At 66.8% G+C, this 17,221-nt stretch carries 14 protein-coding genes; 1 reads left to right on the plus strand and 13 read right to left on the minus strand.

Translation table 11 applies throughout. The features are described 5' to 3' along the window. Positions 1 to 16: 16 nt before the first annotated feature. The 6 genes from AC3WT0_RS03040 to AC3WT0_RS03065 form a co-directional block, all read right to left on the minus strand. Entirely contained in the window at positions 17 to 1,072 is a 1,056-nt protein-coding gene (locus tag AC3WT0_RS03040; protein WP_492751372.1) for an MBL fold metallo-hydrolase, read from the minus strand. A gap of 4 nt (positions 1,073 to 1,076) precedes the next feature. Next, positions 1,077 to 1,754 carry a DUF1013 domain-containing protein gene (locus AC3WT0_RS03045; RefSeq protein ID WP_492751373.1) on the minus strand — a complete coding sequence of 226 codons (678 nt, stop codon included), beginning with the start codon at positions 1,752 to 1,754 and terminating at the stop codon, positions 1,077 to 1,079. A gap of 147 nt (positions 1,755 to 1,901) precedes the next feature. Next, positions 1,902 to 2,558, minus strand: a complete 657-nt coding sequence (locus AC3WT0_RS03050) for a PA4824 family protein (protein WP_492751375.1) — start codon at positions 2,556 to 2,558, stop codon at positions 1,902 to 1,904. Between the two features lie 253 nt (positions 2,559 to 2,811). Further along, positions 2,812 to 3,837, minus strand: coding sequence for a glycosyltransferase family 4 protein (locus AC3WT0_RS03055; protein WP_492751377.1), 1,026 nt, complete (start codon positions 3,835 to 3,837; stop codon positions 2,812 to 2,814). Beyond that, the gene (locus AC3WT0_RS03060; RefSeq protein ID WP_492751379.1) at positions 3,834 to 4,709 is read right to left on the minus strand and encodes a UDP-2,3-diacylglucosamine diphosphatase; all 876 of its coding nucleotides are present in this window, start codon (positions 4,707 to 4,709) and stop codon (positions 3,834 to 3,836) included. The genes AC3WT0_RS03055 and AC3WT0_RS03060 overlap by 4 nt, the downstream gene beginning before the upstream one ends. A gap of 89 nt (positions 4,710 to 4,798) precedes the next feature. After that, positions 4,799 to 5,416 carry a glutathione S-transferase family protein gene (locus AC3WT0_RS03065; RefSeq protein WP_492751381.1) on the minus strand — a complete coding sequence of 206 codons (618 nt, stop codon included), beginning with the start codon at positions 5,414 to 5,416 and terminating at the stop codon, positions 4,799 to 4,801. Between the two features lie 88 nt (positions 5,417 to 5,504). On the opposite strand from AC3WT0_RS03065, the gene AC3WT0_RS03070 reads away from it, so the two are divergent. Further along, entirely contained in the window at positions 5,505 to 7,190 is a 1,686-nt protein-coding gene (locus tag AC3WT0_RS03070) for an N-acyl-D-amino-acid deacylase family protein (RefSeq protein ID WP_492751382.1), read from the plus strand. A gap of 162 nt (positions 7,191 to 7,352) precedes the next feature. Here AC3WT0_RS03070 and AC3WT0_RS03075 read toward each other — a convergent pair whose 3' ends face one another. The 7 genes from AC3WT0_RS03075 to AC3WT0_RS03105 all read right to left on the minus strand — a co-directional run bounded on the left by AC3WT0_RS03075 (position 7,353) and on the right by AC3WT0_RS03105 (position 17,192). After that, entirely contained in the window at positions 7,353 to 8,384 is a 1,032-nt protein-coding gene (locus AC3WT0_RS03075; protein ID WP_492751383.1) for a cupin-like domain-containing protein, read from the minus strand. A gap of 8 nt (positions 8,385 to 8,392) precedes the next feature. Next, positions 8,393 to 9,679 (minus strand): M20/M25/M40 family metallo-hydrolase, encoded by a 1,287-nt coding sequence (locus AC3WT0_RS03080; protein WP_492751385.1) that lies wholly within the window; start codon positions 9,677 to 9,679, stop codon positions 8,393 to 8,395. 498 nt (positions 9,680 to 10,177) lie between these two features. Next, positions 10,178 to 12,493, minus strand: coding sequence for a GH92 family glycosyl hydrolase (locus tag AC3WT0_RS03085; protein ID WP_492751386.1), 2,316 nt, complete (start codon positions 12,491 to 12,493; stop codon positions 10,178 to 10,180). A 6-nt stretch (positions 12,494 to 12,499) separates the two neighbouring features. After that, positions 12,500 to 13,471 (minus strand): ornithine cyclodeaminase family protein, encoded by a 972-nt coding sequence (locus AC3WT0_RS03090; RefSeq protein WP_492751387.1) that lies wholly within the window; start codon positions 13,469 to 13,471, stop codon positions 12,500 to 12,502. Continuing rightward, the gene (locus AC3WT0_RS03095) at positions 13,472 to 14,587 is read right to left on the minus strand and encodes a dipeptidase (RefSeq protein ID WP_492751388.1); all 1,116 of its coding nucleotides are present in this window, start codon (positions 14,585 to 14,587) and stop codon (positions 13,472 to 13,474) included. It abuts the gene before it with no gap. Further along, positions 14,584 to 15,939, minus strand: coding sequence for an amidohydrolase family protein (locus AC3WT0_RS03100; protein WP_492751389.1), 1,356 nt, complete (start codon positions 15,937 to 15,939; stop codon positions 14,584 to 14,586). Before AC3WT0_RS03100 ends, AC3WT0_RS03095 begins: the two co-directional genes overlap by 4 nt. Next, the gene (locus AC3WT0_RS03105; protein WP_492751390.1) at positions 15,939 to 17,192 is read right to left on the minus strand and encodes a metal-dependent hydrolase family protein; all 1,254 of its coding nucleotides are present in this window, start codon (positions 17,190 to 17,192) and stop codon (positions 15,939 to 15,941) included. Before AC3WT0_RS03105 ends, AC3WT0_RS03100 begins: the two co-directional genes overlap by 1 nt. Between the last annotated feature and the right edge of the window lie 29 nt (positions 17,193 to 17,221).

The raw sequence follows: 17,221 nt of genomic DNA on the forward strand, positions 1-17,221 counted from the left end.
CTCGGCAATCGCCTCGTCAGGCGCTGAACCACCAGACGTCGTCGCGCACGTCGCGGCGCGCGCGGCCGGCGCGCTCCAGCCAGCGGAGATGGGCAAGCGCCTCACCCGTCGCGAGCCCGATGACCGAATCGTCGATCTCGCGGCCGAAGAGCGTGACGAAGCAATCGACCGCCCGGCGCGGCGCCTCGCGCAGCAGCAGTTCAAGCGCATCGAGCCGGTCGGCATGGCCTTCGACGAGAGCGGCAAGGCGAACATGCGCGCCAGTAAAGGGCTCGCCATGCGCTGGCAGGACCAGAATGGCGGGATCTAGATCCCGCCGGAAGCGCGCGAGCGAAGCAAGCCAGTCAGCCAGCGGATCCGCCTCGGGCTCCATCGCGCCAAGCGAGATGTTGCTGCTGATCCGCGGCAGGAGCTGGTCTCCGGCAATCATCAGCCCGCCCTCGACATCGACAAGCGCGCAGTGCTCAGGCGTGTGGCCCGCTCCCGCCATCACCCGCCAGCGACGCGCGCCGATCGTCAGTTCGTCGCCCTCGGCGAATGCGATATGTCCGATGGGAAGCGGCGCGGCGATCTGCGCGAAACGCCCCCAGCCCATGCCACGCTCGGCATCGACCTGCGCCTCGCTCCAGCCCGCCGCGACGCGCTGCGCGACCTGCTCGGGAGGTGGCTCGGGACGCTGATCGGCGATGGCGAGACGCGCGAGCAGATATTCGGTGCGGTTCATCCACAGCGGCACATCGAAGCGACGGCAGAGCCAGCCCGCAAGACCGACATGGTCGGGATGAAAATGAGTGACGATGACGCGCGTCACGTGACGTCCGGCTAGCCCGCCGGCGAACAGCGCGTCCCATGCGTCACGGCACTGGGCGATGTCGAGCCCGGTATCGACGAGGGCGACACCGTCGCCATCATCGAGCGCCCAGACATTGATGTGGCGCAGCGAGCCCGGCACCGGCAGCCGTGCCCAGCCCACGCCATCGGCGACCGGAATCAGTTTGCCAGTCGCCGGGCCTTCGCGTCCGAAGGGATAGACCAGCCCTTCGTCCGGCTGGCGACGGGCGTCCGTCGCCACGCGATCAGCGCTTGAAGGGATCGACGACGCCCGGGGGCAGCAGCGACGAACTCGACGTCTCGACTTCCTCGACGCCACGCGCTGCGGCTTCGCGCTCGGCGCGGAGTTGCTCGATCAGCGCCTCGCGGTCGCCCGCCAGACGCTCGTCAACCGGCGCCTCGATACCCGCAGCCTTCGCGGCCTTGGCGACGATGGCGTCGAGTTCGCGCTGCGAGCTCAGGCCCAGCGTCACCGGATCCTTCGGCGTGATATTGGCGATATTCCAGTGCGTGCGGTCGCGGATCGCGGCGATCGTCGTGCGCGTGGTGCCGATCAGCTTGCTGATCTGGCCGTCCGACACTTCGGGGTGGTTGCGGATGATCCAGGCGATGCCATCGGGCTTGTCCTGACGCTTCGATACCGGCGTGTAGCGCGGCCCCTTGGTCCGGCGAACCTGTTCCGGCCCCTTGGTCATCTTCATCCGGTAGTTCGGATCCTTCTGACCCTTTTCGATCTCCTCCATCGTCAGCTCGTGTGCGCGAACGGGATCGCGGCCGGTGAGCTTCGTGGCGGCGGTATCGTCGGCGATCGCCTGCACCTCGAGGATGTGAAGGCCGCAGAAATCGGCGATCTGCTCAAAGCTGAGCGCGGTGTTATCGACCAGCCAGGAAGCGGTCGCATGGGGCATGAGCGGCTGGGCCACGGGGCGGAATCCTCAGGACAAAATAAGGGCCGCCCCTCACGGAGCGGCCGAACCATTGCGGCATGATCTAGTCGCGATGGCGGGCAAGGGCAAGCATTTGCGCTTCCTCGCCCGCCATTATCCTTTATTCGCGCCCGTCATGGCCCGTTATCCGCGCAGCGTGACGCCAAGAGTGACAGCCAGAGATTCCCGGCCAAGCACGCGCTTGCCTGCCATCAGATCGAGGCTGACCCCGCCCTTGGGGCTGTTCCAGCGCAGATCGGCCTGCCCGCCCGGCTTGCCGTCGTCATGGCCGAAGCCCTCGACGATCAGCTGCCAGCGCGGCGCCAGCGTCAGCTCGGCCTGCGCACCGGCGAACAGACGATGCCCGCGCGCGCCGCGACTCCATTGCCAGCCGAGATTGAAGTTGAGCCGCGCCCAATCGGTCGCGGGCACCGTCACCGGAACCGTGACCGAGGCGCTTTCGAGGCGGCCGCTTTCGATGCCGATTCCCGCCGTGCCCTCCAGCCCGATGCCGACACCCAAACTTTCCGGCCGCAGGTTGAGCTTGGGGGCGATGCCGATTTCGGTCGAAGTCGGCGCGCCATTGCCCCAGGCGCGGGTCATGAAGCCGCCAATCTCGAGATCGGGCATGGCCTTGCGCGTGCAGGCGGGCGCGATCGTGATCTGGCGCTGTCCGCCGCGCGCCAGCGTGCCCCAGCTTTCGAGATGGCACATGCCCGGCGTCTCGGGCGCGGAATCGTCGACGACGTCGCCGCCGCCAGCCGCCAATGCCGGGACCGCGGAGCAAAGCAGGATCGGCACGGTGAACAGCCGCGTGCGAAACCACCGTCCATATGCGGATAATATGCGAATGGCGCCCCGCCCTTCTCGAGAATCAACGCATCAGGGGATTATGTCCGGACCCTGGCAGTCGCCAATACTGCTTCAGGATTATCCGTACCGGGACAAGCTATGCCGCTCGATCCGCTCATCGCCTTCCTGATCACCTTCGCGCTCTGTACGATCGCGCTGCTTCTGGTGATCCGCAAAAGCCGGGAGGAACGCGCCGCGCGGCTCAGGCCGCGAGCGGTACGGCCGTCCGGATCGGTTCGAGCGCGTCGAGGAACTGGCGGGCGCTTTCCGCCCAAGTGAAGTCCGCCCCGCGCGCCGCGCAGACCGCGCGGTCGAGGCCGAGCGCAGCGCGGATCGCCACCGAGAGATCCTCGTCCATCACCCCGGTTTCAGGGGTCAGGATATCGATGGGGCCTGTGACCGGATAGGCGGCGACGGGCGTGCCGCAGGCCATGGCCTCGATCATCACCAGACCGAAGGTGTCGGTGCGGCTGGGGAAGACGAATGCGTCGGCACCGGCATAGGCGCCGGCCAGATCGCGCCCCGAAAGCATGCCGAGGAAGCGCGCCTCGGGATAACGCGCCTCAAGCTCGGCGCGTGCCGGGCCGTCACCGACCACGAACTTCACGCCCGGCGCATCAGCGGCAAGAAATGCCTCGATATTCTTCTCGACCGCGACCCTGCCGACGTAAAGCAGGATCGGCCCTTCGACATCCGCATAGGCGGGATGCGGCGGCACGCCCGGCCCGAAGCAATCGAGATCGACGCCCCTGCCCCAATGCTTCAGCCGGGTCAGGCCATGATCGCTGAGCGTCGCGCGGATCGACGGGGTGGAGGCGAGGATCGCGCTCGCGGGCCAGTGGAACCACTGGATATAGCGCCACACCCATTCGGCCGGCACGCCGGTGCGCTTCGCGACATAATCGGGAAACTGGGTGTGATAGGCGGTGGTGAAGGGATAGCCCTGCCGAAGGCACCAGCGCCGTGCGGCGACACAGAGCGGCCCTTCGGTCGCCAGATGGATCGCATCGGGATCGAAATCGGCGATCATCGCGCCCACCGTGTCGGTGCGCGTCATCGCCAGCCTGATCTCCGGATAGGTCGGGCACGGCAGCGAGATGAACAGGTCGGGCGAAATGACCTTCACCTCATGCCCCTGCCGCTCCAGCTCGGCCCGGACCGACTGGAGCGTGCGGACGACGCCGTTGACCTGCGGGCTCCAGGCGTCGGTGACGAGCGCGATCCTCACGCGGCGAGCTTCACGATCCGCGCGCCTTCGGCGCGCTCTCGCGCGGCGATCTCGTCGGCCCAGTGGAGCACTTCCATCCGGCCGTCGAAATGCTCGACAAGCGCGGTGCAGCCCTCGACCCAGTCGCCGTCATTATAATAGGCGACCCCGGCGATATCCCTGATCTCGGCAGTGTGGATATGGCCGCAGACGACGCCGTCGACGCCGCGCGTCCCGGCCTCATGCGCCACCACTTCCTCGAAACGGCCGATGAACTCGACGGCGTTCTTGACCTTGTGCTTGGCGTGCTTGCTGAGCGACCAATATGGCAGCCCAAGCGCCTGGCGCACGCGGTTCACCACGATGTTGAGCTTCATCATCAGTTCGTAGGCAGCGTCGCCGACGAAGGCGAGCCAGCGATGCGCGAGCATGATCGTGTCGAACTCGTCGCCGTGGAGGACGAGCAGCTTGCGGCCGTCCGCGGTCTCGTGGATCGCCTTGCGGCGGATCTCGATCGGCCCGAAGCTCATCCCCGTGAACTGGCGGAACATCTCGTCATGGTTGCCGGGAATGTAGATGACGCGCGTGCCGCGCCTCGCACGCTTGAGGATGCGCCAGACGACGTCGTTGTGCGCCGCCGGCCAGTAGAATTTCTTGCGCATCCGCCAGCCGTCGATGATGTCGCCGACCAGATACATGGTCTCGCTGTCGGTGCGGTCGAGGAAGTCAATCAGCATCTGGGCGTTGCACCCGCGCGTACCCAGATGGATGTCCGAAATCCAGATCGTGCGATAGCGGCGGCGCTCGATGCCCATCGGCTCGGGATGGTGCGGCGTGTCGGCCGTGAACTCAGCCAGATCGCCGTCGCCGGCGATGCGTGTAAAGGCGTCCATGCGTACCCCGTCGGACGTTTCTGACGCCCGGAGCCTATGACCTATTCTTGTTACAGGCGGACGCGATCGGGATGACGCTTTTGCGACAGTCAGGCGTCGATCGCGACATATCCGGGGCTGGCCGCGACCGTGGTGAGCCAGCGGCCGACGGCGGGATAAGCTGCAAGATCGAACCCGCCCTCACCCGCCAAATGGGTGTAGGCATAGAGCGCGATATCCGCGAGGCTGAGCGCATCCCCGACGAAGAAGCGCCGCCCGGCCAGATGCTTTTCCATGACATCCAGCGCAGCCTCGCCCGCCGCGCGCTTCGCCGCGATCTGCGCACGCTGGATATCGCTCAACGCGTCGAGGCCGACGAAGGCGATCCAGAAGCGTAAGGTCGCGATATTGGGCTCGTGATTATACTGTTCGAAGAACATCCAGCGCAGCATGTCCGCGCGGTCGAAGCGATCGTCGGGGATGAGGGCGCTGCCATCGGCCAGATAGAAGCAGGCAGCGTTGCTTTCGGGCAGGAAGGCATCGCCGATCTGCAGCACCGGGATGCGGCCATTGGCATTGACCGATGCCAGAAAGGCGCCGGTGCGCGTCTCGCCTTTCAAAATGTCATAGTCGCGGCGCTCGAGCGCGAGCCCGAGCAAGGCGGCGGTAAGCCGGATCTTGTAGCAATTGCCCGACGCGGCATATTCGTGGAGCACCAGCCCTTTCATTTATCCGATCTCCCTCACCATGCCGATTGGCGATCGCGCCAAGGCACGCTATGCCTCGTTTTTCATTATGGAAAATAAGGGGTGCGTCATGAAATATTTTGCCCTCTCGCTTGCTGCCGCGCTGCTCGTCGGGGCCGCCCCGCCACCCGTTTATGACGTGATCATCAAGGGTGGAACCATTTATGACGGATCGGGCGGTGCGCCCTATGTCGGCGACGTCGCGATCAAGGGCGACAGGATCGCCGCAGTCGGCACGGTGAAGGGCAGCGCGGCGAAGACCGTCGACGCCAAAGGCCTCGCGGTCGCCCCGGGCTTCATCAACATGCTGAGCTGGGCGACCGAATCGCTGATGGTCGACGGTCTGGGGCAGAGCGACCTCAGGCAAGGCATCACGCTGGAAGTGATGGGCGAAGGCTGGTCGATGGGGCCGCTCACCCCCCAGATGAAGAGCGTGCTCGAAACGCGCCAGGGCGATTTCCAGTACAAGATCGGCTGGTCGACGCTAGGCGATTATCTGAATTTCATGGAGAAGCAGGGCATCGCGCCGAACATCGCCAGCTTCGTCGGGGCAACCACCGTGCGCGTCAACGTGCTTGGCGAAGGCGATGTCGATGCCAGCCCGGCCCAGCTCGTCCAGATGCAGGGGCTGGTGCGCCAGGCGATGGACGAGGGCGCGATGGGCGTGGGCAGCGCGCTGATCTACGCGCCCGGCACCTACGCGGAGACCGGCGAGCTCGTCGCGCTCGCCAAGGCGGCGGCGGGATGCGGGGGCAGCTATATCAGCCATATGCGATCCGAAGGCGATCGGCTGATCGAGTCAATCGACGAACTCATCGATATTTCGCGCCAGTCGGGCGCCCCCGCGCAAATCTATCACCTCAAGATGGCGGGGAAGGAGAATTGGGGGAAATATGACGCCGCTATCGCACGCGTGAACGCCGCGCGCGCCGCCGGCATGAAGATCAGCGCCAACATGTACACCTATACTGCGGGCGCGACGGGCCTCGACGCCTCGATGCCGACATGGGTGCAGTCCGGCGGGCTCGAGGCGTGGATCGAGCGGCTGAAGGATCCCGCGACGCGCGCCAAGGTCGCCACCGAGATGAAGGCGCCCGGCAAGGGCTGGGAGAATCTCTTCTACGGCGCGGGGCCCGAAGGGATGCTGTTCACCGGCTTCAAGAATCCGGTACTGAAGCCGCTGACCGGCAAGACGCTGGCCGAGGTCGCCAGGATGCGCGGCAAATCGCCCGAGGAAACCGCGATCGATCTGGTCATCGAGGACGGCAGCCGCGTCGACACCATCTATTTTCTCATGTCCGAGGACAATGTCCGTAAGCAGGTCGCGCTGCCCTGGATGAGCTTCGGGTCGGATGCCGAGGCGCAGGCGCCCGAGGGGGTGTTCCTCAAATCGTCGACGCACCCGCGCGCGTACGGCAATTTCGCGCGCGTGCTTGGCCGTTATGTGCGCGACGAGCAGCGCACGTCGCTGGCCGATGCGGTGCGTCGCCTCTCCGCGATGCCCGCGGCCAATATCGGGATCGCCGACCGCGGATCGCTGAAGCCGGGCAATTATGCCGACGTCGTGCTGTTCGACCCGAAGACGATCGCCGACCATGCGACCTTCGAGAAGCCGCAAGTCTATGCGACGGGCGTGCGCGACGTGTTCATCAACGGCGTGCAGGCGCTGAAGGACGGCGTGCCGACCGGCGCCAAGCCCGGCCGCGCGGTGCACGGACCGGGCTACAAGCAGTGCCCGGCGGTGGGCGCCGGCTAAGCTGGACCTTCCAACCCCGATCGTGGTGGCCCGGCGATTGGGCCTCCCGTCATTGCGAGCGCAGCGAAGCAATCCAGCCAGACGCCGAGCACTCCTGGATTGCTTCGCTCCGCTCGCAATGACGATGCCGGACTGGGCGTCGCTTCCGGCGAAGCGAGGCGGCTAGATCGCCTCCCAGCTGCTATAATTGCTGTAATGGTCGTTGGCGCGGGCGAAGTTGGTGAAGCTCATGCTGATCGTCTGGTCGAGCCCTTCGACATGATGCCACCAGCCGATCGGGATGAAGAGCGCATCGCCCGGCTCCATTATGCACTCGATGACCTCGGGGCGGCCGGGCGCCGCCGGGCCGGGCACGAGTTCGCTCCCCCAGTCGCTGAAGCAATGGCGGCTGTTCTTCATCAGCGGCGTATCGTGCGCGGCGACCATCCGCACGCGCTTGCGACCAACGATCTGGATCAGCAGATTGTTAGTGAGATCGTGGTGGAAAGGCGTGATCGTGCCCCTCGGGCCGATCCACAGGAAACCCGCCTGAGGATCGGGATTGAGATAGCCGGGGATCGGCGCGATATCCTGCCAGAGCGGAGCAAGCGCGCGGCGGTTACGGCTATCATTGTTCGCCGTCATGTAGAAATCGTTGGTCGGCTCCGGGTCGCGGAGCCTTTCGATCACGCGGCCGAAGGGCATGGTGTGGGTATGCGCGCCCTTGTTGAGCTCATAGCCCGCGTCGCTCTCACGCCCCCATTGCACATCGACGCCCGCGTCGGCGAAGCGCTCCAGATAGTCGAGCGTCCAGAGCTTCGTCGCCGGCCATGCATCGATCAGGCCGCCGATCAGCACCGGACGATTGGTGCTGTAATGATCAGCGAAGAAGCTCTCCGGATCGAGCCGGTCGCGACGCGGGACGCCACGCCAGCCGGGTTCGGCAGCGGCAAGGCGCGTATAATTGTCGAGCAGCCAGTCGCGCTTGGCGAGGCGCGCGGCCAGCCGCTGCGACGCGCGGAAATAGGGGCTGGCCTGCGCACGATCGACTTCCTGCGTCGCGAGCGCGAAGGGAACGCCCTGCCCCGCCACGCGCTGCGCGACGCGATCGGGCTCCTCGCCGAAGAGAAGCGCCTCGGCGATGCGGCGGCGGAGGTCGTCATTGACCACCGCCCCCGTCGCTGCCGCACCGCGCCGCTTCGCCTTGTTCGACATCAGATCCCCTATTTCGCCAGGCCGGCGGCGGCGATGATCGTCGCCAGATCGATCGCCATGTAGCGCACCGTGCCCGGCCGATCGAGAATCAGCGATTCATCGAGTGCGTGCGATCGCTCGCTTTCGAAACCCGATCCGATGGTGATCGCCGGGATGCCGAGGCTCATCGGCAGGTTCGAATCCGTCGAACCGCTTTCGAAACCGGCCTTGCCGCCGCCCGCCTTGAGCGCCGCGACCGCGACCTTCACCAGCGGCGCATCTGCCGAGGTGTGGCCGACGGGGCGATCGCCCAGCAGGTCCATCTTGTAGCCGATCTTGCCCTTGGCGGTGGAGCGCGCCGCATTCTCGGCATCGACCGCGCCCGGGAGCAGAGCCTTCAGATAGGCATCCGATCTGGCGAGCGCCTCGGCGCTTTCGGAGCGCATGTCGACGGTCATGTCGGTTTCGAAGGGAATCGAATTGACCGAGGTGCCGCCCTCGACCACGCCGATATTGAAGGTGGTCTTGGGCGTCTCGGGCACGGGCATTTTCGCGAAGGCGACCATGGCGTTGCCCATCGCATAGGCGGGATTGACCAGCCCGAACGCGCCGTAGCTGTGCCCGCCCGGCCCCATGAAGCGCACCTTGTAGCGCAGCGACCCGACGCCGCCGGTAGTGATGCCGTCGCGGCCGGGCTCGACCGAGATGAACTGGGCGATGCGGCCCTTATATTTTCCTTGCGTGAAAAGGTGACGCATGCCGCGCAGATTGCCCGGCCCTTCCTCACCCACGTCGCCGACGAAGAGGATATCGCCCTTCGTCCTGATCCCGGCGGCGTCGAGCGCGCGCGCGAAGGCGAGCAGCACGGGCAGGCTGCACGTATCGTCGCCGACGCCCGGCGCGTAGAGTCGGTCGCCCTCGCGGCGGACCTTGACCGGGGTGCCTTCGGGGAAAACCGTATCGAGGTGCGCCGCGACGACGAGCAGCGGACCGTCGCCTACGCCCTTGCGCAGCCCCATGACGTTGCCGACCTCGTCCATCTCGACATCCTGGAGGCCGGCGGCGCGCATCATCTCGAGATAGGCCTTGCCGCGCGCCTGCTCCTTGAAGGGCGGCGCGGGGATTTCGGTCAGCGTGATGATCTCGCCGACGATCCGGTCATAATCCTTGTCGAGCGACTGGCGCGCGACGCCGAACGCCTTGCTCTTGTAGAGCGCGGCCATCTCGGCATCGGCGCTCTGCGGTGCAGCGGCAAGCGCGGGAGCGGACGACATCGCTGCGGCGGCGACCAACGGCAGTGCGAGGCTGTTCTTCATGAGTCTCCCTTTGATCCCGCCGAGAATCCGGCCGCCAGAGGCTTAGCGCGCCCGGGCGGGCTTCGCACCCCTGCAAACGGGGCTGCATTCCCAATTCAAATCGTCATTGCGAGCGCAGCGAAGCAATCCAGGGGCACACCGGCGTCGTCTGGATTGCTTCGCTGCGCTCGCAATGACGAGAGGCAGCGTGACGATGGTTGCTGTAGGGAATGGCGGAAAAGCGTGATTCCGGTCCTCGGAAGTTGACAAAGTTGAGAGGCTGGAGGGGTGTTCTCAACATGTAAGCGCGGGCGTTGCGCAAGAGCGGGATGGACGAGGGCTACGCGAGCTTAGCATCGCGGGGCCGCTGTAGGACAGCTTCCCGAATCCGAGGCACATGTTCGTCCCGAGCGTAGTCGAGGGACTTTGGCGCGATCTCGACGTCCCTCGACTACGCTCGGGACGAACGCGGCAGGTGACACGCAGCAAGGCTCCCCACCCGAAAACTGCCGGCCCAACCTAACGGTAGCGCGACATCGCATAGGGCCGTGCCGCCGGCGCGGTCGCCCATCCTTTGTTGGGCGTCGCCTGCATGGCGAAGCGCAGTTCGCCGCCGGCCATGATTTCGGCGTGGCGGATGAAGGCGCGGTCGAACGGACGGCCGTTGAGCGTGACCCTGCCGATGTAGCGATTGGCGTCCGACAGGCCCTGGGCGATCACGGTGAAGCGCTTGCCGTTCGGCAGGTTGAGCGTCGCGCGATCGACGAAGGGGCGGCCGATGACATATTCGCCGCTGCCCGGCGTCACGGGATAGAAGCCCAGCCCGGCGAAGACCAGCCAGGCCGACATCTGGCCGAGATCGTCATTGCCCGCGAGGCCATCGGGCGCGGGCTTGTACTGGCTGTCGACGATCTGCTTGAGCCGTTCCTGCGTGCGCCATGGCGCGCCGGCATAGGCATAGAGATAGGCGACGTGGTGGCTGGGCTCGTTGCCGTGGATATATTGGCCGATCAGCCCGGCGATATCCTCGGCATGGCTGTAGTCGATACCGCTATTGTCATAGTCGAACATGCGATCGAGCTTGGCGACCACCGCCTTGTCGCCACCCATCGCGGCGATCAGTCCGGCGACGTCCTGCGGCACGAACCAGCTATATTGCCAGGCATTTCCCTCGGTATAGTCGCTGCCATAGTTGATCGCAGTGGGATCGAAGGGCGTGCGATAGCTGCCGTCGGCCTTGCGCGCGCGGAGGAAGCCGGTTTTCGCGTCGAAGCTGTTGCGCCAGTAGGCGGCGCGCTTCTCGAAGGTGGCTGCGATATCGAGGCGGCCGAGACGGCGCGCCATCTGCGCGATCGTCCAGTCGTCATAGGCATATTCGACGGTCTTGGACGCAGCTTCGGGCTCGCGATCGATAGGCACATAGCCGAGCTTCATATAGTCGCCGAGGTCGCCATAAGGGGCGTAGGTGGCGCTGGCGACCATCGCGTCGAGCGCGGCATTGGCGTCGAACCCCGCCACGCCCTTCAGATAGGCGTCGGCGATGACCGGAACGGCGTGATAGCCGATCATCGTCCAGGTCTCGCGCCCCTGATATTGCCAGACGGGGAGGATGCCGAAGGGGCTGTCCTTCGCGCCGGCGACGAGCGAGCGGACGAAATCGGCGTTGACGCTTTCGGGCTGGACCAGGGTCAGCAGCGGATGTTCGGCGCGGAACGTATCCCAGAGCGAGAAGGTCGAGCGGAAGGTGAAGCCTTCGGCGCGGTGCACCGCATTGTCGGGGCCGCGATACCGCCCGTCGGCATCGCCCGCGACGGAAGGGGCGAGCAGCGCATGATAAAGCGCGGTGTAAAGCGATGTGCGCATGGGCGCGGGCGCATCGATCTCGATCGCGCCGAGCGCCTTTTCCCACGCGGCGGCGGTCTGCGCGCGGACCATATCGAAATCGCCCGGTTCGGCATCGAGATTGGCGATCGCGCCGGCCTCGTCGACCGAGGAAAGCGCGACCTTCACTTCCAACGGCTTTTCGAGGCGGCCGAAATCAAGACGCGCGACGATCGCCCTGCCCTGCTGCTCGGCGAGTTCCTCGGGCCCGCGCCCGGGGCCCTTGAAGCCCTTGTAGATCACGTCCTTCTCGCGATTTTCGAAAGCGTGGCCGGCGAGCGGCGCCGAGAAGCGGATCGCGAAGAAAAGCTGGCGGTCGGGCGCCCAGCCGCGCGTCTGCCGTGCGCCGGTGATCGTGCCGTCGGGTCGGACGCGGATCGACGACCACAATATCTTGCCCGGATAATCGTAAAGCGAGGTGCGCAGATCGAGCACGAGATGCGCCGCCTTGCCTTGCGGGAAGGCATAACGGTGGACGCCGATGCGCGTGCCCGCCGTCATCTCGGCGCGGACGCCGGGATCGCTGAGCGTCACCGCATAATAGCCCGGCTTCGCGACTTCGCTGTCGTGCGAGAAGCGCGAGCGATAGCCCGATCCCGGCACCTTCGCATCGCCCGGTTCGAGCGGCACGGCATCGCCCGAGACGGGCATGATCAGGAAATCGGCAAGGTCCGAATGACCCGCGCCCGAGAAATGGGTGTGGCTGAACCCTTCGATCGTCGGATCGTCGTAGCGATAGCCGGCGGCCCATTTGTAGCTGTCGCGGATCTGGTGGCCGGTATCGGTGTCCGGGCTCAGCTGGACCATGCCGAAGGGCGCGACGGCGCCGGGGAAGGTGTGCCCCTCGCCGCCCGTGCCGATGAAGGGATTGACCGCTTCATAAGGCGTCTCGGCCGGGGCGGCCGATGCTAGCAGCAGCGCGGATATCGTGGAGAATTGGGCGATCGGACGCATGAGACCTCAATCGAATGTGACGGGCTGACCGAAGCCCCCGTCGCGCGCGGCGGCGGCGAGCCAGGCGGCGCAGGCGAGATCCTGCACCACGCTGCCGATCGATTTATAGACCGTGACCTGCTCCGCCGTCTCGCGGCCCGCGAGCGTGCCGGCGAAGACCTGCCCGATCTCGCCCACGACATGATCGTCGTCGACCAGCCCGGCCGCCTTGGCGAAGAGGAACTCGCCGCCCTGCGCGATGATGCCGGCGCGGTGATCGGCGACGAAGCGCGACCGGGCGACGAGCGCATTGTCGATCTCGGCGACGCCGGCGCGGCTCGACCCAACGGCGTTGATATGCGCGCCGTCCGGCACCTGATCGGCGAACAGGATCGGATCGGCCGCCGCCGTCACCGCGCAGACGATGTCGGCGTCGCGGACGGCCGACGCGACATCGGTCGCAGGCGTGGCCGCTATGCCCAGATCGCGCTCGACCCGCCGGGCCAACGCCGCCGCTTTGACGCCGTCACGCCCCCAGATGGCGACGTGGGAGACCGCGCGGATCTCGGCGATCGCCAGCACGTGCCGCCATGCCTGCTCGCCATAGCCGAGGATGGCGAGGCGGCTGGCATCGGGACGGGCCATGGCGTCGGTGGCGGCGGCCGAGGCCGCGGCGGTGCGGATCGCCGTCACCTCGCCCGCCTCGATCAGCGCGGCCGGCGCGCCGCTGGCGCGATCGAAGATCAGGATCGCGCCCTGATGCGACGGGATGCCCTTCGCGAAATTGCCGGGATAGACGGTGATCAGCTTCGCCCCCACCGCATCGCCCATCGCGCCGGGCATGACGCCGAACGCGTCGCCGCCCTCGAGATCGAGGATGCTGCGCAGCAACTGCCGCGTCTCCCCACCCGCCAGGGCGATCATCGCTTCGCGGACAAGGCCGATGCAGGTGGGGTAATCGAGATGGCGCGCAACATCCTCACGCCCGATGATGATCATTCAGCTACCCCAGATATCGGTCGCGTAGCGCATGAAGTTGGCGCCCATGATCTTCTCGATCCGCGTCGCCGACCAGCCCTTTGCGGCAAGCAGGTCGGCGAGCTTGCGGAACTGATCGGGGCCGCGCAGATCGACGACGAAGGGATAGGTGTCGGGCCGTTCGCCCGGCGCGCTGATCCCGGCGGCGCGGCGCGAGGCGATTTCCTTCGCCAGCACCGCCTCATAAGCCGTCAGATCGTCGATCTGGGTCACATAGCCGTCGGTGCCGATGCCGACATGATCCTCGCCGCAGACATTCACCGCATGTTCGAGGTGCGCGACGACATCGGCCGCGCGGGCATGGCCGGTGGGGTTGAGGAAAGGCATGAAGTAGATGCCGACGAAGCCGCCCTTCTCCGCCACCAGACGCAATTCCTCGTCGGTCTTGTTGCGCGGCAGATCGGTGACGGCGCGGCAGCCGGTGTGATTGATCGAGATCGGCGCCTTGGATATCTGCGCCGCTTCGAGGCAGGTGCGCTGGCCGCTGTGCGAGAGATCGACCATCACGCGCTTCGCGTTGAGCCGCTCGATCACTTCGCGGCCGAAGGGCGTGATGCCGCGATTGTCCGCGACCGTCGATCCGTCGCCGATCTGGTTGGGGCCATTGTAGGTAAGCTGAATCACGCGGACGCCGAGGTCGGCGAAGATATCGACGCGCGTGGCGTCCTTCCCCATCATCGCGGCGTTCTGGAAGCCGAGGATCAGCGCTAGCTTGCCCTCGGCCTTGGCGCGGCGAATGTCGGCGGCGGTGAGCGCGTGGACGAGCCGGTCGGGATAGCGGCGGAGCAGCGCCTGCGTGTCGGCGACATCGCGGACGCTGGTCTCGAAAGGCTCCTTGTCGCCGAAGACGTAGCCGATCGTGATGTTGACCGCGGTCAGCCCCGAGGCGCGGATATCCGACAGGATGCGCGGGCTGAGCATATTCGAACTCTCGCGCACATTGGGATCGCCGATCCCGCCGAGCGCATTGATGACGATCATGTCGCGGATCGGATCGACCGTCTGCGCGATCGCGCGCGCGGGCATGGCGGCAGCGGCGGCCGACAGGGCAAGGAAAGTACGGCGGTCGGCGTTCATTGGGCTTCCTTCAGTTCGGCGGCATCGAGCGGCCTGAAATCGGTGCGCGGATAGGCGCGACCGCGCTTCACCACGGTCTCGACGCTTTTGACGTTGTGGATATCGGCGAGCGGATCGGCGGTGAGGACGACGAGGTTGGCGAGCTTGCCCGGCTCGATCGTGCCCATGTCCTTGTCCGCCCCCGCCGCGCGCGCGCCGACGAGCGTTGCGGAGCGGATCACCTGCGCGGTGGGCATGTGGACGCGGTTGGCGAGGAAATCGAGCTCGTCATAAAGCTCGGGCCAGACGCTCTCGGCACCGGCGTTGCCGTCGGTTCCGGTCGAGATCTGGACGCCCAGCTTCCACGCCTGCGCGATCATCCGCGCCGCGACATCTGCGGTGCACAGCGGTGGCTTCGCGCCGGGGCGGGCGGCACCGGCTTCATATTCCAGATAGACCCGGCCGGTGGCGTCGAGGATGATGTTCTTCGCGACCATCTGCCTGAACAGCTGGGTTATCACGGGGTTCTCACCCTGCAGGCGGCTGTAGGGAACGGGCACGCGCTGCTGGTAGGAGGCGGGAACCTGATCGGCGACCTGATAGGCCATGTAGCAGACATGGCTGGTCACATCGGGCGCGGCATCGATAACCTGTTGAGGCGTTGCGGGAAATATCGCGCTGTGCGTCCACACCGCGATGCCCTGGCGATGCGCCTCGGCGACGATCTTCGCGACGAGATCGCCCGGCAGGTTGGCGTAGATCTTGATCGCCGAAGCGCCCGTTCCGCGCGCGATCGCGACGGCGATCGGCATGTCGGTCTGCTCGGTGATCGCCTGCATCCACGGCACCTTGCCGGCGGTCACGCCGCGGCTGACGGCGTGGGTGCGCGGATCGTCGAAGAAGCTCGGCCCGGCCATCAGCGCGGCGAAATAGATGTCGGGCGACGCAATCTCGCCGACCAGCGCGGCGCGGGTCAGCTCGGCGACCGAGCGGAGATCGTCGGCCATGTCGCGCACGGCGGTGACGCCGCCATAGAGATCGCGGCGCAGGATCGCCTCGGCACGCCGGCGATTGGGCGGCGTCGCGGTATGGACATGCGTGTCGATGAGGCCGGGGATGAGATAGCGGCCGGAAAGATCGACGACCGATGCACCCTCGCGCTGGGCGGCGGAAAGCTGCTTCGCGGGCAGCACGGCGGCGATGCGCTCACCTTCGACCAGCACGGCCATGTCGCGACGCGCGGGGCCACCATTGCCGTCGATCAGCGTGGCGCCGGTATAGAGCGTCCGCGCCGGCTGCGCATCGGCGGCAAGCGCCGCGACCGGCTGGACGACAACCGCCGCCGCCAGCATCAAACCCAATAGCCGCTTCATTATCTGTCGTTCCTCACGATCTTTCCGTCCTTCATCACCAGCCTGACGGCGCGAACCGCCTTGATATCCTGCGTCGGATCGCCCGTGACGGCGACCAGATCGGCGACGAGGCCGGGGCGGATCGCGCCCGCCCTGCCCTCGATCCCGAACAGCTTCGCATTGCCCGAGGTCGCCGCGATCAGCACCTGCGGAGCGGGCATCCCGCCCGCGACCATCAATTCCATCTCGCGCGCATTCTCGCCATGCGCGAACACGCCGACATCGCCGCCGACGCACAAGGCGACGCCCGAGGCGAGCATCGCGGCGAAACCCCTGCGCGCATCGGCGACGGCCGGCGGCGCGGGATCGGCGCCGTTCCAGCCGCGATAGCGCGCGACGGCATCGGAAGCCGCGAGCGTCGGGCACAGCCCCACGCCGCGTTCGCGTATCAGCCGCAGCGTCGCCGCCGAGGCGCCCGCGCCATGCTCGATCGTGTCGGCGCCCGCGCGGACCGCGCGCGCGATCGCCTCGTCCGTATAGGCGTGAATCGCAACCTTGCGCCCCGCCGAATGGGCGGCGGCGATGGCGGCGCGCAGCTCATCCTCCGAGAAGGTCGGGCGGCTGTCCTCGCCGGGCCGCCAGCGATAATCGGCGTAGATCTTCACGACATCGGCCCCGCCGCCGATCTGGCGGCGGACGGCGGCGACGAGGCCGGGGCCATCGGCTTCCTCCGCCCCGAGCGGCACGGCGACGCCGGGCTCGAAGCCCTTGGGGCCGTAGGAGCCGGTCGCGACGAGGGCGCGCGTCGCGACGATCATGTGCGGCCCCGGCACGATCCCTTGATCGATCGCCTGCTTCAGCCCGACATCGGCATAGGCTGCACCTTCGGTGCCGAGATCGCGCGTGGTGGTGAAGCCCGCCATCAGCGTGGCCCGCGCGGCGACGGTCGCACGCGCGACACGCAGCGCGAGCGGCTCATGGAGCACCTGATCGTCCCAGCTCGTCTCGTTATAAGGGTGGAGCAGCAGGTGCGAATGGCCCTCGATCAGGCCGGGGATGAGCGTCATGCCGGGCAGATCGACGACCTCGGCATCGGCAGGTGCCTTCACGTCCGGCCCGGCGGCGGCGATGCGGCCATCGGTGACGAGGACCGCCCAGCCCACATGCGGGCGCGCATCGACGCCATCGAAGACCCGATCGGGCCTGAGCAGGATGCTCGCGGCGTCGACGGGCATCGCCACGACGAAGGCAAGCAGGACGAAAAGGAAACGCATCGATCCCCCCGGAGCAAGGGAGCGAACGA

Source organism: Sphingomonas sp. EU05-FHT14C10 (genome assembly GCF_058790595.1).